Origin of the sequence: Streptomyces swartbergensis (assembly GCF_002148965.1) — a bacterium.
GTDB lineage: Bacteria > Actinomycetota > Actinomycetes > Streptomycetales > Streptomycetaceae > Streptomyces > Streptomyces swartbergensis.
This window is the reverse complement of record NZ_NGFN01000103.1, coordinates 1-23,726: the sequence shown is the minus strand read 5'-3', so window position 1 is coordinate 23,726 and position 23,726 is coordinate 1. Positions and strand designations below refer to the sequence as shown.

Here is a 23,726-nt window from a genome sequence, read left to right as displayed (position 1 = left end):
CACCCCCGCCGACCGTCCGTCACCCGCTCCAGACCTGCGACGGCTGCGACCGCGCCTTCCGCGCACCGGCCTCCGGCCGCTGCCACGACTGCCGACCCGAGCGGGCCGAGCTTCTGGAGGCCGCATGAGAAGAGCAACTGCCGCACACGTCGCCGCGCTCACCGGCAACACGGGCGGGATAGCCTGGCCGAGGCACTCCCTGGAGGTGGACACGATGAGCACTCAGGCCGACCACGGACATGAGCTGATCCCCCGCCCTCAGCAGACTCCTGACGCCCTGCGCGCGGCCCTCGCCGCCGTCGATCCGGCCCGCCTGGAAGAGATGCAGGGCACCAAGGACGAAGCCTTCGCCAAGGCGGTCGAGTGGCAGTCGCTGAGCCCGGTGCAGAGCTGGGTGCTGACTTGGGCCAGGGACATCGAAATCGCCCGGCGCCCCGATCTGTCCACCCGCTACACCCGGGCGAAAGGCAACCTGGAGCACGATGACCCCACCATCGCCCAAGAGGCCCTGCGTGAACTGAGCGCCGTCCTGGACGAAGCCATGAAGGCAGTCCGCGGGTGAGCTGGAAATGGGAGTACGTCTTCGGCGCGGAGGCAGCGGCCAGAACCGCTCCCACCAGCTTCCTCGCCGAGGTGGAAAGCAACGCGGACGAACTGGTCAGGGCAGCCGAGGCCTTCCATGTCCACGGACAGGCCCATGACGGTGTCGACCCGAAGGGCGGCGACATCATCGTCCCTGGCGGCATGTTCACGTATCAGGTCGTCGTCCGTAGCGAGCGGGTCTACGTCGTCCAGATCACGTACCTGGGCTTCTGACCAGCTGGACGAAACGCGTCTCACGATCGTGGTGCCGGAACCGTACACGCCAGAACCTTGTCGCCGGACATGCCCTAAGTCATGATCCGCCCCATGGACAAGCGAAGACGCGTACTCGGCACCTTTCTCGGGGTCACCCTGGCCACCGTGCTCCTCCCCGGCATCAGCACGATCCTCGACTCACCCCCGTGGGAGGTCGTCCTCGCCGGCGCGGTCTTCCTCATCGTGAACCAGCTGATCTACAGCTACCCGGACGACATCAGGACGGCTCCCCCGGTCCTCCTGCTGCTCCTGGGCGTGGTCGGCATCGCCCAGGACACCCTGATCTGGCTGCTCGTCTCCTGGCTCGGCTCCGACATGGAGTACGGCCTCCACGTCGACGGCTTCCTCGCCGCCCTGCTCGGCGGCGTCATCGTGCGGGTGACCGTCCTGGTTCTCCTCGCCCTCGGACCGGCCAAAACCGCACCCCAGCCGTCGTAGAACGAGCATCGGACACAGCAATCGGACACAGCAATCGGACACAGCAAAGGGGCCCGCACGACCGAAGTCGTACGGGCCCCTCCGAGCCACTCAGGTCAGTCGACCCTCAAGCAAGTCCGGAGACTCACTTGGTGATCTTGGTGACCTGGCCGGCGCCCACGGTCCGGCCACCCTCACGGATGGCGAACTTCAGGCCCTCCTCCATGGCGACGGGCTGGATGAGCTCCACCTTCATCTCGGTGTTGTCACCCGGCATGACCATCTCGGTGCCCTCGGGGAGGGTCACCACGCCGGTCACGTCCGTCGTACGGAAGTAGAACTGCGGGCGGTAGTTGTTGAAGAACGGCGTGTGGCGGCCACCCTCGTCCTTGGACAGGATGTAGGCCTGCGCCTCGAACTCGGTGTGCGGGGTGACCGAGCCCGGCTTGATGATGACCTGGCCGCGCTCGACGTCCTCGCGCTTGATGCCACGGAGGAGCAGACCGACGTTCTCACCGGCCTGGCCCTCGTCGAGGAGCTTCCGGAACATCTCGATACCGGTGACCGTGGTGGTGGTCTTCTCCTGCTTGATGCCCACGATGTCAACGGTCTCGTTGACCTTGAGGACACCACGCTCGATACGGCCGGTGACGACCGTACCGCGACCGGTGATCGTGAAGACGTCCTCGATCGGCATGAGGAACGGCTTGTCGACGTCACGCTCGGGCTGCGGGATCGACTCGTCGACGGCCTTCATCAGGTCGAGGACGGACTGGCCCCACTCCTTGTCGCCCTCAAGGGCCTTGAGCGCCGAGACCTTGACGACCGGCAGGTCGTCGCCCGGGAACTCGTACTCGGAGAGCAGCTCACGAACCTCGAGCTCGACGAGCTCCAGGATCTCCTCGTCGTCCACCATGTCGGCCTTGTTCAGCGCGACGACGATGTACGGAACGCCGACCTGGCGGGCCAGGAGCACGTGCTCCTTGGTCTGCGGCATCGGGCCGTCGGTGGCGGCGACCACGAGGATGGCGCCGTCCATCTGCGCCGCACCCGTGATCATGTTCTTGATGTAGTCCGCGTGACCGGGGCAGTCGACGTGGGCGTAGTGACGCGTCTCGGTCTGGTACTCGACGTGCGCGATGGAGATGGTGATACCGCGCTGGCGCTCCTCAGGAGCCTTGTCGATCTGGTCGAAGGCCGAGGCCTCATTCAGGTCCGGGTACGCGTCGTGCAGCACCTTGGTAATGGCGGCCGTGAGGGTCGTCTTACCGTGGTCGATGTGACCGATGGTGCCGATGTTGACGTGCGGCTTAGTCCGCTCGAACTTCGCCTTCGCCACTGGGGTCCTCCTGTGGAGTGGTTCTGGTACGCCTTACTCATCGGCGCCAGGTGATCTTTGCTGGAAAGCCCGGGCCCCGGGGCATTCTCACCGCGATTGCGGCGGAATGCCCCTCAAGGCTCCGGAGTCAAGCCTACGGCGTGTAGACGCGGTGCGTTACTCGCCCTTGGCCTTCGCGATGATCTCCTCGGCGACGTTCCGGGGAACCTCGGCGTAGGAGTCGAACTGCATGGAGTAGCTGGCACGGCCGGACGTCTTGCTGCGCAGGTCGCCGACGTAACCGAACATCTCCGAAAGGGGCACGAGGCCCTTCACGACGCGGGCACCGGCCCGCTCCTCCATGGCCTGGATCTGGCCACGGCGGGAGTTGATGTCGCCGACGACCTCACCCATGTAGTCATCGGGCGTGGTGACCTCTACGGCCATCATCGGCTCGAGCAGCACGGGGCTGGCCTTGCGCGCGGCCTCCTTGAAGGCCTGCGAACCGGCGATCTTGAACGCGAGCTCGGAGGAGTCGACCTCGTGGTAGGCACCGTCGAGCAGCGTCACGCGGACACCGGTCATCTCGTAACCGGCGAGGATGCCGAACTGCATGGCCTCCTGCGCACCGGCGTCCACCGAAGGAATGTACTCCTTCGGCACACGGCCACCGGTCACCTTGTTGACGAACTCGTACGAGGCGTCGCCGCCCTCGATCGGCTCGATCGCGATGATGACGCGGGCGAACTGGCCGGTACCACCCGTCTGCTTCTTGTGGGTGAACTCGACCTTCTCGACGGCCTTGCGGATCGTCTCACGGTACGCGACCTGCGGCTTACCGACGTTGGCCTCGACCTTGAACTCACGGCGCATACGGTCGACCAGCACCTCGAGGTGCAGCTCGCCCATACCACCGATGATGGTCTGGCCGGTCTCCTCGTCCGAGTGGACCTGGAACGACGGGTCCTCCTCGGCCAGGCGCTGGATCGCGACGCCGAGCTTCTCCTGGTCGCCCTTCGACTTGGGCTCGATGGCGACCTGGATGACCGGCGCCGGGAAGTCCATGGACTCCAGGATGACCGGGTTCTTGTCGTCCGACAGCGTCTCACCGGTGGTGGTCTGCTTCAGGCCCATGACGGCGACGATGTCGCCGGCGCCCACCGACTCGATCTCCTCACGCTTGTTCGCGTGCATCCGGTAGATCTTGCCGATGCGCTCCTTCTTGCCCTTCACCGAGTTCAGCACCTGGGTGCCGGACTGAAGGCGGCCGGAGTACACACGGACGAAGGTGAGCTTGCCGAGGTGCGGGTCGCTCATGATCTTGAACGCGAGCGCGGAGAGGGGCTCGTCGTCCGACGGCTTGCGCGCGATGACCTTCTCCGGGTCCTTGACGTCGTGGCCCTCGATGGCCTCGACGTCGAGCGGAGTGGGCAGGTAGCGCACGACCGCGTCGAGCAGGGGCTGAACGCCCTTGTTCTTGAACGCGGTACCGCAGAACACGGGGGTGACGGTGGTGCCGCCGCCCTTGCCGGACGCGATGGTGATGCGACGGATCGCGGCGTAGAGCTGCTCCACGGTGGGCTCGGTGCCCTCCAGGTACAGCTCCATCAGCTCTTCGTCGTTCTCGGCGACGGCCTCGAGCAGCTTGCCGCGGTACTCCTCGGCAGCCTCGATGTGGGTGTCCGGGATGTCGACGGTGTCGTACATCTCACCCTTGGTCGCCTCGGCCGACCAGACCAGGGCCTTCATCGTCACGAGGTCGATGACGCCCTTGAAGTCCGCCTCGGCACCGATCGGCAGCTGCATGACCAGCGGCTGCGCGCCCAGACGGTCGCTGATCATGTCGACGCAGCGGTGGAACTCGGCACCGGTGCGGTCGAGCTTGTTGACGAAGCAGATCCGCGGAACGCCGTAGCGGTCCGCCTGACGCCACACCGTCTCGGACTGGGGCTCAACGCCGGCGACACCGTCGAACACCGTCACGGCACCGTCGAGCACGCGCAGGGAGCGCTCCACCTCGACGGTGAAGTCGACGTGACCCGGGGTGTCGATGATGTTGATGGTGTAGTCGTTGTCCTCAAGCGGCCAGTGACAGGTGGTGGCAGCAGAGGTGATCGTGATGCCACGCTCCTGCTCCTGCTCCATCCAGTCCATGGTGGCAGCGCCGTCGTGGACCTCACCGATCTTGTAGGAAACGCCGGTGTAGAACAGGATCCGCTCGGTGGTGGTCGTCTTGCCCGCGTCGATGTGGGCCATGATCCCGATGTTGCGGACCTTGGCCAGGTCAAGTGAAGTGGTAGCCATAAGGCTTCAGTCTTCTCTCGGTCTCGATGTGGGTAGCGACTACCAGCGGTAGTGCGCGAAGGCCTTGTTGGACTCGGCCATCTTGTGGGTGTCCTCGCGCTTCTTCACGGCCGCACCGAGCCCGTTGGAGGCGTCGAGAAGCTCGTTGAGGAGACGCTCGGTCATGGTCTTCTCGCGGCGGGCGCGGGAGTAACCGACGAGCCAGCGCAGCGCCAGGGTGTTGGCGCGGCCGGGCTTGACCTCGACCGGCACCTGGTAGGTGGCGCCACCGACACGGCGGGACTTGACCTCGAGGGTCGGCTTGATGTTCTCGAGAGCGCGCTTCAGCGTGATGACCGGGTCGTTGCCGGTCTTCTCGCGCAGACCCTCCATGGCGCCGTAGACGATGCGCTCGGCGGTGGAGCGCTTGCCGTTCAGCAGCACCTTGTTGATCAGGGAGGTCACCAGAGGAGAACCGTAGACCGGGTCGATGATGACCGGGCGCTTCGGGGCGGGGCCCTTACGAGGCATTCTTACTTCTCCTTCTTGGCGCCGTAGCGGCTGCGGGCCTGCTTGCGGTTCTTGACACCCTGGGTGTCGAGCGAACCACGGATGATCTTGTAGCGAACACCCGGCAGGTCCTTCACACGGCCGCCGCGCACGAGCACGATGGAGTGCTCCTGCAGGTTGTGTCCCTCACCCGGAATGTAAGCGGTGACCTCGATCCCGCTGGTCAGACGCACACGCGCGACCTTACGCAGGGCCGAGTTCGGCTTCTTCGGGGTGGTCGTGAACACACGCGTGCAGACGCCACGACGCTGGGGCGAACCCTCGAGTGCGGGCGTCTTGTTCTTCTCGACCTTGTCCTGCCGGCCCTTGCGGACCAGCTGCTGGATCGTAGGCACTACTTCTCCGGTTTCTGTGTGCCGATGGTGAAGCTAACCTGGAACGTCGCCGACCCACGCGGTCGGGTGTGTCGAATCCCGCGGACTTCCGCCGCCAGGCAGAATTAAGCGCGGATCACGGTGGCCGATATCAGCTCGACGTGCGGTTCATGGCACGCACGAGAGCCAGGGCACACCCCAGGCACAAGGTCTGAGCGTACCTATCGCATTGGCTGCGGTCAAAACAAATGGGTGCCGGCCGCATCGCCATACGGGGCATGTCAAGACCCCCGGCCGTTGTCGATCTTCAATTCGATGACGGCTGTCCGATTTACACACATTCCTCGCAGCCCGGGCGTCACCCCGCCGCGATGGACACCACCGTCAGCAACACCACGACGAGTGCCCAGCCGGCCGTGGACAACCACCCCAGTACGAGACCGGTCAGCGCGAGCCCGTCCCCGAGCTCCCCCCGGCTGCGGATCTCGGCCCGGGCCACGTGCCCCAGCACCACGGCCGGAATCCCCGTCAGCCCCATGGTCGGCACACACAGCAGCCCGCACACGCCGGCCGCCACCGCCTTCCCGTTCGTCTGCGGCCGCGGCACGGGCAGGAACGTCCGCGGCACGGGCACGACCCCGGCCGGCTGCGGCAGGGGCCCCTGAGGCAGATCGGCGACGAGCATCGCCAGCTCCCCCACGGTCCGCGCCGCGTACGCCCGCGCCACCCGCTTCTCGAACTCGTCGTGCTCCATCCGCCCCTCGCCGTACCCGGCTCTGAGTACGTCCACGGCCCGCTCCCGATCGGCGTGCGAGGCGAGCATGGACGGGGCACTGGGGCCCTGCCAGGGCTGCCAGGAGGGATAGGGCGGCTGGGACACGTACGGCACCTCCCCGGAACGCCGGAGTCCCTCCATGATGCGCCCTGGCGGGCCTCCTGGCACCGGCGCGTCCCCGCGGACACGCCGAAGGGCGGCCCCCCGAGAGGTGACCGCCCTTCAGTGACTCCGACCTACGCCTTACTGGTTGTACGGACCGTAGTCGTAGTCCTCCAGCGGCACGGCCTGGCCGGAGCCCGTGCCGAACGGCGAGTAGTCGATGTCGTCGTAGCCGACGGCCGAGTACATCGCGGCCTTGGCCTCCTCGGTCGGCTCGACCCGGATGTTGCGGTAGCGGGACAGACCCGTACCGGCCGGGATGAGCTTACCGATGATGACGTTCTCCTTGAGGCCGATGAGGCTGTCGGACTTGGCGTTGATCGCCGCGTCCGTCAGGACTCGGGTCGTCTCCTGGAAGGAGGCGGCCGACAGCCAGGATTCCGTCGCCAGCGAGGCCTTGGTGATACCCATCAGCTGCGGACGACCGGAGGCCGGGTGACCGCCCTCCTGGACCACACGACGGTTCTCGGTCTCGAACTTCGAGCGCTCGACCAGCTCGCCGGGCAGCAGCTCGGCGTCGCCGGACTCGATGATCGTCACGCGGCGGAGCATCTGCCGGATGATGATCTCGATGTGCTTGTCGTGGATCGACACACCCTGCGAGTTGTAGACCTTCTGGACCTCGCCGACCAGGTGGACCTGGACGGCACGCTGACCCAGGATGCGCAGCACGTCGTGCGGGTTGGTGGCACCCACGGTGAGCTTCTGGCCCACCTCGACGTGCTCGCCCTCGCTGACCATCAGACGGGCGCGCTTCGAGATCGGGTAGGCCATCTCGTCGCTGCCGTCGTCCGGGGTGACGACGATCTTCTTGGTCTTCTCGGTCTCCTCGATCCGCACGCGGCCGGAGGCCTCGGAGATCGGGGCGACACCCTTCGGGGTACGGGCCTCGAAGAGCTCGACGACACGCGGCAGACCCTGGGTGATGTCGTCACCGGCCACACCACCGGTGTGGAAGGTACGCATCGTCAGCTGGGTACCGGGCTCACCGATGGACTGGGCGGCGATGATGCCGACCGCCTCACCGATGTCGACCAGCTTGCCGGTGGCCAGCGAACGGCCGTAGCACATCGCGCAGGTGCCGACGGCGGACTCGCAGGTCAGGACCGAGCGGGTCTTGACCTCCTCGACGCCGTGGCGGACCAGCTCGTCGATGAGCACGTCGCCGAGGTCGGTACCGGCCGGGGCCAGCACCTTGCCGTCGACCACGATGTCCTCGGCGAGGCAGCGCGCGTACACGGACGTCTCGACGTCCTCCGCCTTGAGCAGCGTGCCCTCGGCGTTCCGGCTCGCGATCTTCAGACGCAGACCGCGCTCGGTGCCGCAGTCCTCCTCGCGAATGATGACGTCCTGGGAGACGTCGACCAGACGACGGGTGAGGTAACCCGAGTCGGCGGTACGCAGAGCGGTGTCCGCCAGACCCTTACGGGCACCGTGCGTGGAGATGAAGTACTCCAGCACGGACAGGCCCTCACGGAACGACGCCTTGATCGGACGCGGGATCGTCTCGTTCTTCGCGTTCGACACCAGACCACGCATACCGGCGATCTGACGCATCTGCATCATGTTGCCTCGTGCACCCGAGTTCACCATCATGAAGATCGGGTTGGTCTTCGGGAAGTTGTCGTTCATCGCCTCGGCGACCTCGTTGGTCGCCTTGGTCCAGATCGCGATGAGTTCCTGCGTGCGCTCGTCCTTGGTGATCAGACCGCGCTCGTACTGCTTCTGGACCTTCTCGTCCTGCGCCTCGTAGCCCTTGACGATCTCCTTCTTCGCCTCGGGAACGACGACGTCGGAGATGGCCACGGTGACGCCGGAACGGGTCGCCCAGAAGAAGCCGGCCGCCTTCAGGTTGTCGAGCGTCGCCGCCACGATGACCTTCGGGTAGCGCTCGGCGAGGTCGTTGACGATCTCGGAGAGCTGCTTCTTGCCGACCTCGTAGTCGACGAACGGGTAGTCCTCGGGCAGCAGCTCGTTGAAGAGCGCGCGGCCCAGGGTCGTGTTCAGCCGGAAGCTGTCACCCTGCTGCCACTCGGGCTCGCCCTCCTCACGCGCCGGCGGGGTCCAGCCACGCGGCGGGATGGTGCCGACCGGGAAGCGGACGTCGATCCTCGACTGGAGCGACAGCTCGCCCGCGTCGAAGGCCATGATCGCCTCGGCGACCGAGGCGAAGGACCGGCCCTCACCCTTGAGCTCACGCATCTCGCCGTCGGTGGTGAGGAAGAACAGACCGAGGACCATGTCCTGGGTCGGCATCGTCACCGGACGGCCGTCGGCGGGCTTGAGGATGTTGTTCGAGGACAGCATCAGGATGCGGGCCTCGGCCTGCGCCTCCGCGGACAGCGGCAGGTGCACGGCCATCTGGTCACCGTCGAAGTCCGCGTTGAACGCGGTGCAGACGAGCGGGTGGATCTGGATGGCCTTGCCCTCGACCAGCTGCGGCTCGAAGGCCTGGATGCCGAGGCGGTGCAGCGTGGGCGCACGGTTCAGCAGAACCGGGTGCTCCGCGATGACCTCTTCCAGCACGTCGTACACGACCGTGCGGCCGCGCTCGACCATGCGCTTGGCGCTCTTGATGTTCTGCGCGTGGTTCAGGTCGACCAGGCGCTTCATCACGAACGGCTTGAAGAGCTCCAGCGCCATCGCCTTCGGCAGACCGCACTGGTGCAGCTTCAGCTGCGGACCGACGACGATCACGGAACGCGCGGAGTAGTCCACACGCTTACCGAGCAGGTTCTGACGGAAGCGACCCTGCTTGCCCTTCAGCATGTCGCTGAGGGACTTCAGCGGGCGGTTACCCGGACCGGTGACCGGACGGCCACGGCGGCCGTTGTCGAACAGCGCGTCGACGGCCTCCTGGAGCATGCGCTTCTCGTTGTTCACGATGATCTCGGGCGCACCGAGGTCGAGAAGCCGCTTCAGACGGTTGTTCCGGTTGATCACACGGCGGTACAGGTCGTTCAGGTCGGAGGTCGCGAAGCGGCCACCGTCCAGCTGCACCATCGGGCGAAGGTCCGGCGGGATGACCGGCACGCAGTCCAGCACCATGCCCTTGGGGCTGTTGCTGGTCTGCAGGAACGCGGAGACGACCTTCAGGCGCTTGAGCGCGCGGGTCTTCTTCTGGCCCTTGCCGGTACGGATGATCTCGCGGAGGCGCTCGGCCTCCTCGTCGAGGTCGAAGGATTCCAGGCGCTTTTGCAGCGCCGCGGCACCCATCGAGCCGTCGAAGTACGTGCCGAAGCGGTCACGCAGCTCGCGGTAGAGCAGCTCGTCGCCCTCGAGGTCCTGGACCTTGAGGTTCTTGAAGCGGGTCCACACCTCGTCGAGACGGTCGATCTCGCGCTGGGCACGGTCGCGCAGCTGCTTCATCTCGCGCTCGGCACCCTCGCGCACCTTGCGGCGCACGTCGGCCTTGGCGCCCTCGGCCTCCAGCTCGGCCAGGTCGGTCTCGAGCTTCTTGGCGCGGGCCTCAAGGTCGGCGTCGCGGCGCTGCTCGATCTGCTGGCGCTCGACGGAGACGTGGGCCTCCAGCGAGGGCAGGTCGCGCGTACGGCGCTCCTCGTCGACGTACGTGATCATGTACGCCGCGAAGTAGATGACCTTCTCCAGGTCCTTCGGGGCGAGGTCGAGCAGGTAACCCAGCCGCGACGGGACGCCCTTGAAGTACCAGATGTGCGTGACGGGCGCGGCGAGCTCGATGTGGCCCATCCGCTCACGGCGCACCTTGGCGCGCGTGACCTCGACGCCACAGCGCTCACAGATGATGCCCTTGAAGCGGACACGCTTGTACTTGCCGCAGTAGCACTCCCAGTCCCGTGTCGGGCCGAAGATCTTCTCGCAGAAGAGTCCGTCCTTTTCGGGCTTGAGCGTGCGGTAGTTGATCGTCTCGGGCTTCTTGACCTCGCCGTGGCTCCACTGACGGATGTCGTCAGCGGTAGCCAGACCGATCCGGAGCTCGTCGAAGAAGTTGACGTCGAGCACTATGCGTCAATCCCTCTCAGGGTTGTAAGTCATGGGGTCTGATACGGGGGTCCTGGGGCCGGCGGCCTTCATGACGAAGGCCGCCGAACTCCCGTCAGACCTCTTCGACGCTGCTCGGCTCACGCCGGGACAGGTCGATGCCAAGCTCCTCCGCAGCGCGGAAGACGTCCTCGTCGGTGTCGCGCATCTCGATGGACATGCCGTCCGAGGACAGCACCTCCACGTTGAGGCACAGGGACTGCATCTCCTTGATGAGCACCTTGAAGGACTCGGGGATGCCGGGCTCGGGAATGTTCTCGCCCTTGACGATGGCCTCGTAGACCTTCACGCGGCCGGTGACGTCGTCGGACTTGATGGTCAGCAGCTCCTGGAGGGCGTACGCGGCGCCGTAAGCCTCCAGCGCCCACACCTCCATCTCACCGAAGCGCTGGCCACCGAACTGGGCCTTACCACCCAGCGGCTGCTGGGTGATCATCGAGTACGGACCGGTCGACCGGGCGTGCAGCTTGTCGTCGACCAGGTGGTGCAGCTTGAGGATGTACATGTAGCCGACCGAGATCGGCTCCGGGAACGGCTCACCGGAGCGGCCGTCGAACAGCCGCGCCTTGCCGGACGGGAGCACCATGCGCTCGCCGTCGCGGTTCGGGATGGTGTGGTTCAGCAGACCGGCCAGCTCGTCCTCTCGGGCACCGTCGAAGACCGGCGTCGCGACGTTGGTCCGCGGCGGGACCTGGTCGGCGTCGATGGCCTGCAGGCGCTGCGCCCAGTCCTCCGCCAGGCCGGAGACGTCCCAGCCCTGGCTGGCGAGCCAGCCGAGGTGGATCTCCAGGACCTGTCCCGGGTTCATTCGGGACGGCACACCCAGCGGGTTGAGGATGATGTCGACCGGGGTGCCGTCCTCCAGGAACGGCATGTCCTCGATCGGCAGGATCTTCGAGATGACGCCCTTGTTGCCGTGGCGGCCGGCGAGCTTGTCACCGTCGGTGATCTTGCGCTTCTGCGCGACGTAGACGCGCACCAGCTGGTTCACACCGGGGGGAAGCTCGTCGCCCTCCTCGCGGTCGAAGACGCGCACGCCGATGACCTTGCCGGTCTCGCCGTGCGGCACCTTCAGCGAGGTGTCACGGACCTCACGGGCCTTCTCACCGAAGATCGCGCGCAGCAGGCGCTCCTCCGGCGTCAGCTCGGTCTCACCCTTCGGGGTCACCTTGCCGACGAGGATGTCGCCGGCGATGACCTCGGCACCGATACGGATGATGCCGCGCTCGTCGAGGTCGGCGAGGACCTCCTCGGAGACGTTCGGGATGTCCCGGGTGATCTCCTCGGGGCCGAGCTTGGTGTCACGGGCGTCGACCTCGTGCTCCTCGATGTGGATCGAGGAGAGGACGTCGTCCTGCACGAGGCGCTGCGACAGGATGATCGCGTCCTCGTAGTTGTGACCCTCCCACGGCATGAACGCCACGAGCAGGTTCTTGCCCAGCGCCATCTCGCCGTTCTGGGTGGCCGGACCGTCGGCCAGGACCTGGCCCTCGATGATCCGGTCGCCCTCGGCCACGATGACCTTCTGGTTGACCGAGGTGCCCTGGTTGGAACGGGCGAACTTGGCCAGGCGGTACGTGATGTACGTGCCGTCGTCGTTGGCGGTGGTGATGTAGTCCGCGGAGACCTCCTGGACCACACCTGCCTTCTCGGCCTTGACCACGTCGCCGGCGTCGACCGCGGAGCGGTACTCCATGCCGGTGCCGACGAGCGGGGACTCGGACTTAATCAGCGGCACGGCCTGACGCATCATGTTCGCGCCCATGAGGGCACGGTTGGCGTCGTCGTGCTCCAGGAAGGGGATCATGGCGGTCGCGACCGACACCATCTGGCGCGGCGAGACGTCCATGTAGTCCACGTCCTCGGGGCCGACGTAGTCGACCTCGCCGCCCTTGCGGCGGACGAGCACCCGGGCCTCGGCGAACCGCATGTCGTCCGTCAGCGGCGCGTTGGCCTGCGCGATGACGAAGCGGTCCTCCTCGTCGGCCGTGAGGTAGTCGACCTGGTCGGTGACCTGGCCCTCGAACACCTTGCGGTACGGGGTCTCGACGAAACCGAACGCGTTCACACGGCCGTAGGTGGCGAGCGAGCCGATCAGACCGATGTTCGGGCCTTCGGGGGTCTCGATCGGGCACATGCGGCCGTAGTGCGAGGGGTGCACGTCACGGACCTCGAAGCCGGCCCGCTCACGGGACAGACCACCCGGGCCGAGCGCGGACAGACGCCGCTTGTGCGTCAGACCCGACAGCGGGTTGTTCTGGTCCATGAACTGGGACAGCTGGCTGGTGCCGAAGAACTCCTTGATGGAGGCGACGACCGGCCGGATGTTGATCAGGGTCTGCGGCGTGATCGCCTCGACGTCCTGGGTCGTCATCCGCTCGCGGACGACACGCTCCATACGCGCCAGACCCGTACGGACCTGGTTCTGGATGAGCTCGCCGACGCTGCGCAGGCGGCGGTTGCCGAAGTGGTCGATGTCGTCGGTCTCGACGACCACGGACGTGCCGTTGTCACCGACCGTCTCGGTCTCGCCGGCGTGCAGCTTCACCAGGTACTTGATCGTCGCGATGATGTCCTCGACGGTCAGGATCCCGGCGTCCAGCGGGGTGTCGGTACCCAGCTTCTTGTTGACCTTGTAGCGGCCGACCTTGGCCAGGTCGTAGCGCTTGGGGTTGAAGTAGAGGTTCTCGAGCAGCGTCTGCGCGGCCTCACGCGTGGGGGGCTCGCCCGGGCGCAGCTTGCGGTAGATGTCGAGCAGCGCGTCGTCCTGGCCCTGGGTGTGGTCCTTCTCCAGGGTGGCGCGCATGGACTCGTACTCGCCGAACTCCTCGAGGATCTGCTCGGTGGTCCAGCCGAGCGCCTTGAGCAGGACGGTGACGGACTGCTTGCGCTTGCGGTCGATGCGGACACCGACCATGTCGCGCTTGTCGATCTCCATCTCCAGCCAGGCACCCCGGGACGGGATGATCTTGGCGGAGAAGATGTCCTTGTCGGACGTCTTGTCGATGGAGGAGTCGAAGTAGACACCGGGCGAACGGACGAGCTGCGACACCACGACACGCTCGGTGCCGTTGATGACGAAGGTGCCCTTGTTCGTCATGAGCGGGAAGTCGCCCATGAAGACGGTCTGGGACTTGATCTCGCCGGTCTCGTTGTTGGTGAACTCGGCCGTGACGAAGAGCGGGGCCGCGTACGTGAAGTCGCGCTCCTTGCACTCGTCGATCGAGTTCTTCGGCGGCTCGAAGCGGTGGTCGCGGAAGGTCAGCGACATCGACCCGCTGAAGTCCTCGATCGGGGAGATCTCCTCGAAGATCTCCTCGAGCCCGGACTTGGTGGGGACGTCCTGACCGTTCTCGAGAGCCTCCTCGACCCGACTCTGCCAGGCGGTGTTGCCGAGCAGCCAGTCGAAGCTCTCGGTCTGCAGCGCGAGCAGGTTCGGAACCTCAAGAGGCTCCTTGATCTTTGCAAAAGAGATGCGCAGCGGGGCAGTGCTGGCGGCGTTGTTCGTATTCGCGGTCGAGGCGTTGCGCGAGGCGGCCAAGAGGGGGTCCTTCCGAGGGCTCGGACTCACTACGCGCGTACCGGCCCCTCTCCCGTACACAGAGACAAGCTATGTCGGTCCGGCCGAAAAGCCAGGTCAGACAGGTCTTGTCGTCGATGCTCGGGCGAGGGCAGACCCCTGGTGACGGGCAGGGGACAGCTAACAGGCAGCGCAAAGGGTCAGTGTAGCCACACGGCACACTGATGTCCAGTCCGGGTTCTGAAACCCGTGTTCACCCTCGTTGTTCCACTCCTGCGACACGGCGCTGCCCTCAACGCACGTTGATACTGCCCTCTTCGTCGCCGATCCATACCTCGGATTCGGATCCTTGTGACGACGCGTCCTGAGAATTGCGCGCTGCGTGCGGTTCGTCAAGGCCCCCCTGCCCGATCCGGGGTCGGCCCAGAGATACGACGAAGATCACCATACCCCCCGCCACAGAGGGTGCAAGGCAACCGTGGCCGGACCCCGGAAACGCCGAAGAGCGACCACCCGGATGGATGATCGCTCTTCCGCGCTTACGCGTTACACGCCCAGTGGGACGTGTCGCGGATCCTGGCGGATCCGGGAGGTCTTACTTGACCTCGACGGAGGCACCGGCGCCCTCGAGGGACTCCTTCGCCTTGTCGGCGGCCTCCTTGTTGACCTTCTCCAGAACCGGCTTCGGCGCACCGTCGACCAGGTCCTTGGCCTCCTTCAGGCCCAGGGAGGTCAGCTCACGCACGACCTTGATGACCTGGATCTTCTTGTCGCCGGCACCGGTGAGGACGACGTCGAACTCGTCCTTCTCCTCCTCGGCCGGGGCAGCCGGGCCACCCTGGGCCGGGCCCGCGACGGCGACCGCGGCGGCGGCAGCGGTGACGTCGAACTTCTCCTCGAACGCCTTCACGAACTCGGAGAGCTCGATGAGGGTCATCTCCTCGAACTGCGCGAGCAGGTCTTCCTGGCTGAGCTTCGCCATGATTGGCGGTCCTTCCACTAAATCGGCAGGTGCCGGATGTACATGTGAGGCGGGCGTACTACTGGCCCGCGACGGCCTCCGCGTTCAGGCAGCGGGGGCCGGGATGCGAGCCGAGTTACTCGGCACCGCCCTGCTCGTCCTGCTTGGCACGGAGCGCGTCCACGGTGCGGACGAGCTTCGACGGCAGCGCCTGGAAGACAGAGGCAGCCTGGGACTGCTTGCCCTTCATGGCACCGGCCAGCTTGGAGAGCAGAACCTCGCGGGACTCGAGGTCCGCAAGCTTCTTGATCTCATCGGCGGACAACACCTTGCCGTCAAGGACGCCGCCCTTGATGACCAGGTTGGGGTTGTCCTTGGCGAAGTCACGGAGACCCTTCGCCGCCTCGACCGGGTCACCGGTCACGAAGGCGACGGCCGACGAACCCGTGAAGAGGTCGTCGATCGCGTTGATCCCGGCCTCGTTGGCCGCAATCTTGGTCAGCGTGTTCTTCGCCACACGGTACTGAGCGTTCTCACCGAGTGAACGACGCAGCTGCTGGAGCTGCGCCACGGTGAGACCGGTGTACGCGGTGATGACGGCGCCGTTGGAGTTACGGAACTTGTCCCGCATCTCCTCGACGGCATCGACCTTGTCAGGCCTCGCCATGAGCCTCGGCCTCCTTCCGGGTGATTCGGACCGCGCGGACCCGAAGGAGGACTGGGGAAAACGAAACGCCCCGGCGCAGGCGCACGGGGCGTAGCTCGACCGGTTGTACACACGCACTGGGCGGGCGAACTCCGGGAGCTTCTCCAAGTGTCACCTGCGCGGGTCGTCCGCCGTTCAGCGGATCCTTCGGCCACCGCACCCTCATGCGAGCGCGCGGTAACGACCAGCGGTCTTTGGCTTCTGTAGGAGAGTACGGGAACGGATCGCCGTCAAGCAAATCCGCCCGTACGACGGATCAGCTCGCGTCCAGCTCCTTGAACAGCTCGGCGAGGTCGGCGACGTCCTTGGCCGGCGGGGCCGTGACGTTCACCGGCTTGTTGTAGTCGAGGAAGGTGATGGTCATGTCGAGCGGGCCCTTGTCGGCCGCGCCCTTCATCCGGAACTGCTTGGTGTGGTCGTCGCCGTCGACCCACATGTCCATCGTGAGCTTGTCGACGCCCAGCTTCTCGTACTGCTTGATGCTCTTCTCGCGCTGCTCGCGCGTGTCCGCCTTCCCGTCCTTGAGGGACGCGCGGAGGTCCTTGAGCGTGACGGTGCCCGTGTAGTGGGTCGTCTCGACGCCCTCGACCTTCTCGGAACCGACCTTCTTCACGTCCTTGGCGCCCGTGAGGAAGGTGGACTCCGCCGCCGGGTTCTGCTCGGCCTGGTTCGCGGACCCCAGCTGGTCCAGCTCCTTGCCCGCGTCGGACCCGGACAGGTCGAACTTCATCCAGGTCTTGCCGTCCATCTCCTTGGCCATCTCGGCTCCCCCACCGATGTACATGGCCTTGTCGACGAGGCGGATCTCCACGGCCTCGGTGGCTCCCTGCTCGGGTGCCGTCATCTTCATGCTCATGGCGATCGTGGGCTTCAGGCGCATCGACGCCTCGCCCTTGACCTGGCCCGACTCCGGCACCGTGCCGCTCATGCGGTACCGGAGGGACGTGATGTCCTCCGTGTTCTTCGCCGCCTTGGCGACGGCGGCCGCGGGCGTCATCTCCGGCGACTGCTCCGAACCGCAGCCGACCGCACCGGCGGCGAGAAGCAGAGCGCCCAGCCCGGCGACAGGTATGGATGTCCTCATTGATTCCCCCCAAGGAATACTTGATTGCTTCACAGCAAGGCCGTGAGCCTATCCCAGAGGGGCACAAGTGATCTATGCGGATTCTCGGGGACCTCAGGACGTACCCGCCCGCTTCCGCATCAGGTCCTCGAAGTCCCCGGTGTCGGACAGCACGGGCCGCTGGGCCCGGACCCGGACGCCGTAGTCGCCGTAGTGCGCGGTCTGGGTCATCCGGCCCGTGGTCATCCGCGCCTTCTCCACCTTCTTGACCAGAAGGTGCCGCTCGTCGATCCAGATGTCGACGGTCTCGGTGGTGACGCCGGCCTCGGTGAGCTGCTTCTTCAGGGCGGGGTCGGTGACGTCCGCGGCGGCCACGGTGCCGGAGTAGTGCGTGGCGGGCCGGCCGCGCACGGACTCCTCGCCGACCTTTCGGACGTCCCCGGAGGCCAGCAGGAGCTTCACGGACTGGTTCGGCGTGGTGGTGCGCATCTGGTCGCCGAGGTGGGCGCCGGAGCCCCCGGCGAGGGCTTCCAGGTCCTGGTAGGCGTACCGGATCCAGTGTTTGCCGCCGGCCTGCTCGGCGAACTTCTCGCCCATGCGCGCGTAGTAGGCGTCGGGCAGGTAGCGGGCCTCCATGGAGGTGCTGCCGAGCCGGCGCATGGTGTCGGCCAGGGTGCCGCCGGTGTACGTGATGGTCAGGGTGCCGGTGATGCCGTCGCTCCAGCCGAGGGCACCGTCGGCGGTCATGGACATCAGCGAGCCCATGGTCGTCGTGGACTCGACCCGGGCGGACCCGGCCCGCCGGGTGGCGCGCTCGGCGGAGCGCAGGGCTTCGACGGACCTGCCGTGGGCGGCGCGGTCGTCCTTGCCCGGGCCGTCGGAGGAGTCCGGGGAGGTGCAGGCGGCCACTCCCGTCAGCGCGGTCGCCGCCGCGAGCACCAGGCTCACGCGGCGCACGGTCCTGCCCTGCATACGTCCCCCGTTCCCATCCGGTTCCCGCACGTTAACCCAGGCCACCGGCCTACGTACCGGAAAAGGGAACGGGCCCCGCACCTCTGAGAGGTGCGGGGCCCGTGACCGGTTGGGTGAGCCGTCAGGCTCAGACCGCGGCCGGGTCCTCCTCAACGAGGAGGTTGCGGGTGCGGTTGGAGTCGACCGGAATGCCGGGGCCCATCGTGGTGCTGATGGCGGCCTTCTTGATGTAGCGACCCTTGGCGGCGGACGGCTTCAGACGGAGGATCTCATCCAGGGCCGCGCCGTAGTTCTCCACCAGCTGGGTGTCCTCGAAGGACGTCTTGCCGATGATGAAGTGCAGGTTCGCGTGCTTGTCGACACGGAACTCGATCTTGCCGCCCTTGATCTCGGTGACGGCCTTGGCGACGTCGGGGGTGACGGTGCCGGTCTTCGGGTTCGGCATCAGACCACGCGGGCCGAGCACGCGGCCGAGGCGGCCGACCTTGCCCATGAGGTCCGGGGTGGCGACGACGGCGTCGAAGTCCAGACGGCCCTTCGACACCTCGTCGATCAGCTCGTCGGCGCCGACGATGTCGGCGCCCGCGGCACGCGCTGCCTCGGCACGGTCGCCGGTCGCGAAGACCAGGACCCGGGCGGTCTTACCGGTGCCGTGCGGGAGGTTCACGGTGCCACGGACCATCTGGTCGGCCTTGCGCGGGTCGACACCCAGACGGAAGGCGACCTCGACGGTGCCGTCGAACTTGGTCGTGGAGGTCTCCTTGGCGAGACGGACGGCCTCGAGCGGGGCGTAGAGCTTCTCCCGGTCGACCTTGGCGTCCGCAGCGCGAAGGGACTTGCTGCGCTTGCTCACTACTGCTCCTGTGGATTCTTAGGAGTCGTGGTCCGGGCCGAGCAGGCCCTGCCACTTCTGCTGATGGGGTTGGGGCTCAGCCCTCGACCGTGACGCCCATGGAACGGGCGGTGCCGGCGATGATCTTCTCGGCGGCGTCCAGGTTGTTGGCGTTGAGGTCGGGCATCTTGGTGGTGGCGATCTCGCGGACCTGGTCACGCGTGATCTTCGCGACCTTGGTCTTGTGCGGCTCGCCGGAGCCCTTGTCGATGCCCGCGGCCTTCAGGATCATCTTGGCGGCCGGCGGGGTCTTGGTGATGAAGGTGAAGGAACGGTCCTCGTAGACCGTGATCTCCACCGGGATGACCCAGCCACGCTGCGACTCGGTCGCGGCGTTGTAGGCCTTGCAGAACTCCATGATGTTGACGCCGTGCTGGCCCAGCGCGGGGCCGACCGGCGGGGCCGGGTTGGCGGCACCGGCCTGGATCTGGAGCTTGATGAGCCCCGTGACCTTCTTCTTCTTGGGAGGCATGTGCTCTCTCCGGGTCCTAGTGAGAGTTTTTCAGCCTCCGATCCGGATCAGCCGGATGGAGGCATACCGCACAACGATAACGGGTATCCATGTGCGGCCAAAAACCGAGCAGGTCAGACAGGCCGCGAGGCCCGCCTGACCTGTTCGGAAGCCGGGTGACTGCTAGTTCTTCTGGATCTGGTCGAAGGAGAGCTCGACCGGCGTCTCGCGGCCGAAGATCTCCACGAGGCCCTTGACCTTCTTCGAGTCCGGGTTGATCTCGTTGATGGTCGCCTGGAGCGTGGCGAACGGGCCGTCGGTGACGGTGACCGAGTCGCCGACCTCGAAGTCCAGCACCTGGACCTCGACCTTGCGCTGCGGAGCCGGCTTGCCCTCGGCCTCGGCGGCCTCGCGGGCGGCCTTCTCCTCGGCCTCGGGGGCGAGCATCTTGACGATCTCGTCCAGCGTCAGCGGGTACGGGTCGTAGGCGTTGCCCACGAAGCCGGTGACACCGGGGGTGTTGCGGACGACGCCCCAGGACTCGTTCGTCAGGTCCATGCGGACGAGGACGTAACCCGGGAGCTTGTTCTGCTTGATCGTCTTGCGGTCGCCGTTCTTGATCTGGACGACCTCTTCCTGCGGCACCTCGGCCTGGAAGATGTAGTCCTCGACGTTCAGCGAGACGGCGCGCTGCTCCAGGTTGGTCTTCACGCGGTTCTCGTAGCCGGCGTAGGTGTGGATGACGTACCACTCGCCGGGCAGGACCCGCAGTTCCTCGCGGAGCTTCTCGATCGGGTCGCGGTCGTCCGCGGGCTCTTCCTCGAGGGCTTCCGCTTCGTCCGCGGCCTCTTCGTCGGCCTCGGTCTCCGCTTCGTCCGCGGCCTCTTCGTCGGTTTCGGTCTCCGCCTCGGCGGCGTCGTCCGCGACGGCGTCGGCAGCCTCGACCTCGGCGGAGGCCTCGGTGTCCTCGCTGTCCGCGCCCTCGACGGTGTCGAGCTCGTCCTCGACGGACTCGACAGGCTCGATGGCGTCGTTCACGTTCGGGTCAGACACGGTGGCTGCTTCTTCCTGGATACATGGGGGTGGAACATGCGAAAGGAGCGCCGGGTACCTCGGCGCTCTTCGCTGGCGGCTCAGCCGAACACGTACTTGGCGGCGTTGCTGAGTCCATAGTCAATCACGGTGACCAGGCCGATCATGATGACCACGAAGATGATCACCACGGTCGTGTACGTCGTGAGCTGGTTGCGGGTCGGCCAGACGACCTTGCGCAGCTCCGCGACGATCTGGCGGTAGAAGAGGGCGAGCCGCTTCAGCGGGCCCTTCTTGCCGCGCTTGCCACCCTTGCGGGTCTTCCTGGACTCCGGCGCCTCGTCCTGGGCATCAGGCATGTCGATGGAGCCCACGGCGTCCGTCACTCGTCCTCACCTGATTCCGGGTCGTGGCCGTGCCGCGCCCGGTCTGAGCCGCACGGCGGTGCATTGCTGTACGTACATGCGCACACATCCTGGCGAAGGAGTGTGTAGCAGGGCCGGAGGGACTTGAACCCCCAACCGCTGGTTTTGGAGACCAGTGCTCTACCAATTGAGCTACGACCCTTTGTGTGTCCCCCAACGTACCGCATCCATCCGGATGCGTGGTGTGCACCGAACGGGCGCGGCCTGCTGAAGGCCAACGAGGTGAGAGTGTACGTGGTCCGCGGCCGGTCGTCGAACAGAAAGGACTCCGGGGAGGCCTCGTTGGCGGAAGATCGCCTGCGGAGCGGGGTGCGGACGGCCGGGCTCCGGCTGAAGATCGCCCAGGCCGTGCGGTCGATCCGCACTGTTGTTCAAGGGTTTGCCCGACGTTGTTCAGTCTGTGAAACCCCCGTGCCGCCCACGTTTCCTGTCTGAAACGATGGGGCCCATGAGCCCTGCAACCCCTCCCACCGAGCGCCGGGTCTCCGCCCGAGTCGGCGCGATCTCCGAGTCCGCCACCCTCGCCGTGGACGCCAAGGCCAAGGCCCTCAAGGCCGCCGGGCGGCCGGTGATCGGCTTCGGCGCCGGTGAGCCCGACTTCCCGACCCCGGACTACATCGTCGAGGCCGCGATCGAGGCCTGCAAGAACCCGAAGTTCCACCGCTACACGCCGGCCGGCGGCCTGCCCGAGCTGAAGGCCGCGATCGCCGCGAAGACGCTGCGCGACTCGGGCTACGAGGTCGACGCGTCGCAGATCCTCGTCACCAACGGCGGCAAGCAGGCCATCTACGAGGCCTTCGCCGCGATCCTCGACCCGGGTGACGAGGTCATCGTGCCCGCGCCGTACTGGACGACGTACCCGGAGTCGATCCGGCTGGCCGGGGGTGTGCCGGTGGAGGTCGTCGCCGACGAGACGACCGGCTACCGGGTGACCGTCGAGCAGCTGGAGGCGGCCCGTACGGAGAAGACGAAGGTCGTGCTCTTCGTCTCGCCGTCGAACCCGACCGGCGCCGTCTACAGCGAGCAGGAGACCGAGGCCATCGGCCACTGGGCCGTCGAGCACGGCCTGTGGGTGCTGACCGACGAGATCTACGAGCACCTGGTCTACGGCGACGCCTCCGCCGTGTCGCTGCCGGCGGTGCTGCCCGAGCTGCGCGACAAGTGCATCGTGGTGAACGGTGTCGCGAAGACGTACGCGATGACCGGCTGGCGCGTCGGGTGGATCATCGGCCCGAAGGACGTGGTCAAGGCCGCGACGAACCTTCAGTCGCACGCCACGTCGAACGTGTCCAACGTCGCCCAGGCCGCCGCGCTGGCCGCCGTCTCCGGTGACCTGGTCGCCGTCGAGAAGATGCGCGAGGCGTTCGACCGGCGCCGCAAGACCATCGTGCGGATGCTGAACGAGATCGACGGCGTGGTGTGCCCGGAGCCGGAGGGCGCGTTCTACGCGTACCCGTCGGTGAAGGCGCTGGTCGGCAAGGAGATCCGGGGCCGGCGGCCCAAGGACACGGTCGAGCTGGCCGCGCTGATCCTGGAGGAGGCCGAGGTCGCGGTGGTGCCGGGTGAGGCGTTCGGTACGCCCGGGTATCTGAGGCTGTCGTACGCCCTCGGTGACGAGGATCTCGTCGAGGGCGTGAGCCGGATGCAGAAGCTGCTGGCGGAGGCCAAGGACTGAGGTCCGTTTCGCCGGCCTCCCGGCCTGGGGCACATACCGGATTCGGTATGTGCCCCACTTGTTTGTGCGAGCAAGACTTTGTGCGAGCAAGACCACGAAAGGGGAAACAGCTTCCGGGACGGCTGGGGCGTACGGCAGGATCCTGGAATGGAGCGTGTACGTGATGTCTCTGAACTGCCGAAAGCCCATCTGCACCTGCACTTCACCGGGTCGATGCGGCCCACGACCGTGCTGGAACTGGCCGACAAGCACGGGGTGCGCCTGCCCGACGCGCTGACCGAGGCGCTGGTCGGCGGGGAGCCGCCGAGACTGCGGGCGACGGACGAGCGGGGCTGGTTCCGCTTTCAGCGGCTGTACGACGCGGCGCGCTCGTGTCTGCGGGAGCCGGAGGACATCCAGCGGCTGGTGCGGGAAGCCGCGGAGGAGGATCTGCGGGACGGGTCGGGGTGGCTGGAGATCCAGGTCGATCCGACGTCGTACGCGCCGCGGCTGGGCGGGTTGATCCCGGCGCTGGAAGTCATCCTGGACGCGGTGGAGACGACGTCGCGGGAGACCGGGCTCGGTATGCGGGTGCTGGTCGCGGCGAACCGGATGAAGCACCCGCTGGACGCGCGCACCCTGGCGCGGCTGGCGGTGCGGTACGCGGACCGGGGGGTCGTCGGGTTCGGGCTGTCGAACGACGAGCGGCGGGGCATGGCGCGGGACTTCGACCGGGCGTTCGGGATCGCGCGGGAGGCCGGGCTGTTGTCGACGCCGCACGGGGGCGAGCTGGCGGGGCCGTCGTCGGTGCGGGACTGTCTGGACGACCTGGGGGCGAACCGGGTGGGGCACGGGGTGCGGGCCGCGGAGGATCCCCGGCTGATGAAGCGGCTGGCGGACCGGCAGGTGACATGTGAGGTGTGCCCGGCGTCGAACGTGGCGCTGGGGGTGTACGAGAAACCGGAGGACGTGCCGCTGCGGACGCTGTTCGAGGCGGGGGTGCCGCTGGCGCTGGGCGCGGACGACCCGTTGCTGTTCGGGTCGCGTCTTGCCGCGCAGTACGAGATCGCGCGGCGGCATCACGGGTTCACGGATGCGGAGTTGGCGGAGGTGGCGCGGCAGTCGGTACGGGGATCGGCGGCGCCGGAGGACGTGAAGAGCAAGCTGCTGGCCGGGGTGGACGACTGGTTGGCGTCGTAGCGCCTGCGGGGTGCGGTGGGTCGGGGCCGCGCCGGGGAGCGGGCGCATCGTGGCTTGGCTGCCGCAGGCCGCCGCTGCGGGCAGTCGTGCCGCTGGGGGCGATGGGGGTGGTCCCCCCTGCTCGAGCGGAGCC

At 66.9% G+C, this 23,726-nt stretch carries 20 protein-coding genes, 1 tRNA gene and 1 pseudogene; 6 read left to right on the top strand and 16 right to left on the bottom strand.

What is annotated here, in order from left to right; genetic code table 11:
* The 4 genes and pseudogenes from CA983_RS47930 to CA983_RS18260 form a co-directional block, all read left to right on the top strand.
* Positions 1 to 128 (top strand): annotated as a pseudogene (locus CA983_RS47930) (helix-turn-helix domain-containing protein); the annotation flags it as partial.
* Complete coding sequence (locus tag CA983_RS18270; RefSeq protein ID WP_086601970.1) at positions 125 to 562, top strand: hypothetical protein; 438 nt, start codon at positions 125 to 127, stop codon at positions 560 to 562. The pseudogene CA983_RS47930 and the gene CA983_RS18270, both read left to right, overlap by 4 nt.
* Positions 559 to 816: a hypothetical protein gene (locus CA983_RS18265; protein WP_086601969.1), complete on the top strand. Its 258-nt coding sequence runs from the start codon at positions 559 to 561 to the stop codon at positions 814 to 816. The genes CA983_RS18270 and CA983_RS18265 overlap by 4 nt, the downstream gene beginning before the upstream one ends.
* A gap of 93 nt (positions 817 to 909) precedes the next feature.
* Positions 910 to 1,296 (top strand): phage holin family protein, encoded by a 387-nt coding sequence (locus CA983_RS18260; protein ID WP_158101868.1) that lies wholly within the window; start codon positions 910 to 912, stop codon positions 1,294 to 1,296.
* 124 nt (positions 1,297 to 1,420) lie between these two features.
* Here CA983_RS18260 and tuf read toward each other — a convergent pair whose 3' ends face one another.
* The 16 genes from tuf to CA983_RS18175 all read right to left on the bottom strand — a co-directional run bounded on the left by tuf (position 1,421) and on the right by CA983_RS18175 (position 20,881).
* Complete coding sequence (gene tuf, locus CA983_RS18255) at positions 1,421 to 2,614, bottom strand: elongation factor Tu (protein WP_086601967.1); 1,194 nt, start codon at positions 2,612 to 2,614, stop codon at positions 1,421 to 1,423.
* A 156-nt stretch (positions 2,615 to 2,770) separates the two neighbouring features.
* A complete protein-coding gene (gene fusA, locus CA983_RS18250; RefSeq protein WP_086601966.1) occupies positions 2,771 to 4,897 on the bottom strand; it encodes an elongation factor G in 2,127 nt (708 codons plus the stop codon).
* 39 nt (positions 4,898 to 4,936) lie between these two features.
* Entirely contained in the window at positions 4,937 to 5,407 is a 471-nt protein-coding gene (gene rpsG, locus CA983_RS18245; RefSeq protein ID WP_003998848.1) for a 30S ribosomal protein S7, read from the bottom strand.
* A gap of 2 nt (positions 5,408 to 5,409) precedes the next feature.
* On the bottom strand, positions 5,410 to 5,781 hold the full coding sequence (rpsL, locus tag CA983_RS18240; RefSeq protein ID WP_003948652.1) for a 30S ribosomal protein S12: 372 nt from the start codon (positions 5,779 to 5,781) through the stop codon (positions 5,410 to 5,412).
* A gap of 337 nt (positions 5,782 to 6,118) precedes the next feature.
* The gene (locus CA983_RS18235) at positions 6,119 to 6,640 is read right to left on the bottom strand and encodes a DUF1707 and DUF4190 domain-containing protein (RefSeq protein WP_086601972.1); all 522 of its coding nucleotides are present in this window, start codon (positions 6,638 to 6,640) and stop codon (positions 6,119 to 6,121) included.
* A gap of 138 nt (positions 6,641 to 6,778) precedes the next feature.
* Complete coding sequence (locus CA983_RS18230; protein WP_086601965.1) at positions 6,779 to 10,678, bottom strand: DNA-directed RNA polymerase subunit beta'; 3,900 nt, start codon at positions 10,676 to 10,678, stop codon at positions 6,779 to 6,781.
* Positions 10,679 to 10,772: 94 nt separating this feature from the next.
* Positions 10,773 to 14,258 carry a DNA-directed RNA polymerase subunit beta gene (gene rpoB / locus CA983_RS18225; protein ID WP_086601964.1) on the bottom strand — a complete coding sequence of 1,162 codons (3,486 nt, stop codon included), beginning with the start codon at positions 14,256 to 14,258 and terminating at the stop codon, positions 10,773 to 10,775.
* A gap of 574 nt (positions 14,259 to 14,832) precedes the next feature.
* A complete protein-coding gene (rplL, locus tag CA983_RS18215) occupies positions 14,833 to 15,219 on the bottom strand; it encodes a 50S ribosomal protein L7/L12 (protein WP_059424784.1) in 387 nt (128 codons plus the stop codon).
* 115 nt (positions 15,220 to 15,334) lie between these two features.
* Positions 15,335 to 15,865 carry a 50S ribosomal protein L10 gene (gene rplJ, locus CA983_RS18210; protein WP_086601963.1) on the bottom strand — a complete coding sequence of 177 codons (531 nt, stop codon included), beginning with the start codon at positions 15,863 to 15,865 and terminating at the stop codon, positions 15,335 to 15,337.
* 295 nt (positions 15,866 to 16,160) lie between these two features.
* Positions 16,161 to 16,988 carry an SCO4651 family lipoprotein gene (locus tag CA983_RS18205; protein ID WP_086601962.1) on the bottom strand — a complete coding sequence of 276 codons (828 nt, stop codon included), beginning with the start codon at positions 16,986 to 16,988 and terminating at the stop codon, positions 16,161 to 16,163.
* Positions 16,989 to 17,081: 93 nt separating this feature from the next.
* Positions 17,082 to 17,939: an SCO4651 family lipoprotein gene (locus CA983_RS18200; protein ID WP_086601961.1), complete on the bottom strand. Its 858-nt coding sequence runs from the start codon at positions 17,937 to 17,939 to the stop codon at positions 17,082 to 17,084.
* Positions 17,940 to 18,066: 127 nt separating this feature from the next.
* A complete protein-coding gene (gene rplA / locus CA983_RS18195) occupies positions 18,067 to 18,792 on the bottom strand; it encodes a 50S ribosomal protein L1 (RefSeq protein WP_086601960.1) in 726 nt (241 codons plus the stop codon).
* Between the two features lie 76 nt (positions 18,793 to 18,868).
* A complete protein-coding gene (gene rplK / locus CA983_RS18190) occupies positions 18,869 to 19,303 on the bottom strand; it encodes a 50S ribosomal protein L11 (protein WP_086601959.1) in 435 nt (144 codons plus the stop codon).
* A gap of 162 nt (positions 19,304 to 19,465) precedes the next feature.
* A complete protein-coding gene (gene nusG, locus CA983_RS18185) occupies positions 19,466 to 20,335 on the bottom strand; it encodes a transcription termination/antitermination protein NusG (protein WP_086601958.1) in 870 nt (289 codons plus the stop codon).
* 80 nt (positions 20,336 to 20,415) lie between these two features.
* Entirely contained in the window at positions 20,416 to 20,700 is a 285-nt protein-coding gene (gene secE, locus CA983_RS18180; RefSeq protein ID WP_059424774.1) for a preprotein translocase subunit SecE, read from the bottom strand.
* A 108-nt stretch (positions 20,701 to 20,808) separates the two neighbouring features.
* Positions 20,809 to 20,881 (bottom strand) — tRNA-Trp (locus tag CA983_RS18175).
* Positions 20,882 to 21,187: 306 nt separating this feature from the next.
* Between CA983_RS18175 and CA983_RS18170 the strand changes: the two genes are divergently transcribed.
* Together CA983_RS18170 and CA983_RS18165 are read left to right on the top strand one after the other, a co-directional pair.
* Positions 21,188 to 22,414 carry a pyridoxal phosphate-dependent aminotransferase gene (locus tag CA983_RS18170; RefSeq protein WP_086601957.1) on the top strand — a complete coding sequence of 409 codons (1,227 nt, stop codon included), beginning with the start codon at positions 21,188 to 21,190 and terminating at the stop codon, positions 22,412 to 22,414.
* A gap of 147 nt (positions 22,415 to 22,561) precedes the next feature.
* Entirely contained in the window at positions 22,562 to 23,593 is a 1,032-nt protein-coding gene (locus tag CA983_RS18165) for an adenosine deaminase (RefSeq protein ID WP_086601956.1), read from the top strand.
* Positions 23,594 to 23,726 lie beyond the last annotated feature (133 nt).

Excerpts from the sequence above, each read along its gene's own strand:
- fusA (WP_086601966.1), bottom strand. The coding sequence starts at position 4,897 with ATGGCTACCACTTCACTTGACCTGGCCAAGGTCCGCAACATCGGGATC.
- CA983_RS18270 (WP_086601970.1), top strand. The coding sequence starts at position 125 with ATGAGAAGAGCAACTGCCGCACACGTCGCCGCGCTCACCGGCAACACG.
- CA983_RS18200 (WP_086601961.1), bottom strand. The coding sequence starts at position 17,939 with ATGCAGGGCAGGACCGTGCGCCGCGTGAGCCTGGTGCTCGCGGCGGCG.
- CA983_RS18165 (WP_086601956.1), top strand. The coding sequence starts at position 22,562 with ATGGAGCGTGTACGTGATGTCTCTGAACTGCCGAAAGCCCATCTGCAC.
- CA983_RS18170 (WP_086601957.1), top strand. The coding sequence starts at position 21,188 with ATGAGCCCTGCAACCCCTCCCACCGAGCGCCGGGTCTCCGCCCGAGTC.
- rplJ (WP_086601963.1), bottom strand. The coding sequence starts at position 15,865 with ATGGCGAGGCCTGACAAGGTCGATGCCGTCGAGGAGATGCGGGACAAG.
- CA983_RS18260 (WP_158101868.1), top strand. The coding sequence starts at position 910 with ATGGACAAGCGAAGACGCGTACTCGGCACCTTTCTCGGGGTCACCCTG.
- CA983_RS18205 (WP_086601962.1), bottom strand. The coding sequence starts at position 16,988 with ATGAGGACATCCATACCTGTCGCCGGGCTGGGCGCTCTGCTTCTCGCC.
- rplK (WP_086601959.1), bottom strand. The coding sequence starts at position 19,303 with ATGCCTCCCAAGAAGAAGAAGGTCACGGGGCTCATCAAGCTCCAGATC.
- rplL (WP_059424784.1), bottom strand. The coding sequence starts at position 15,219 with ATGGCGAAGCTCAGCCAGGAAGACCTGCTCGCGCAGTTCGAGGAGATG.
- rpsG (WP_003998848.1), bottom strand. The coding sequence starts at position 5,407 with ATGCCTCGTAAGGGCCCCGCCCCGAAGCGCCCGGTCATCATCGACCCG.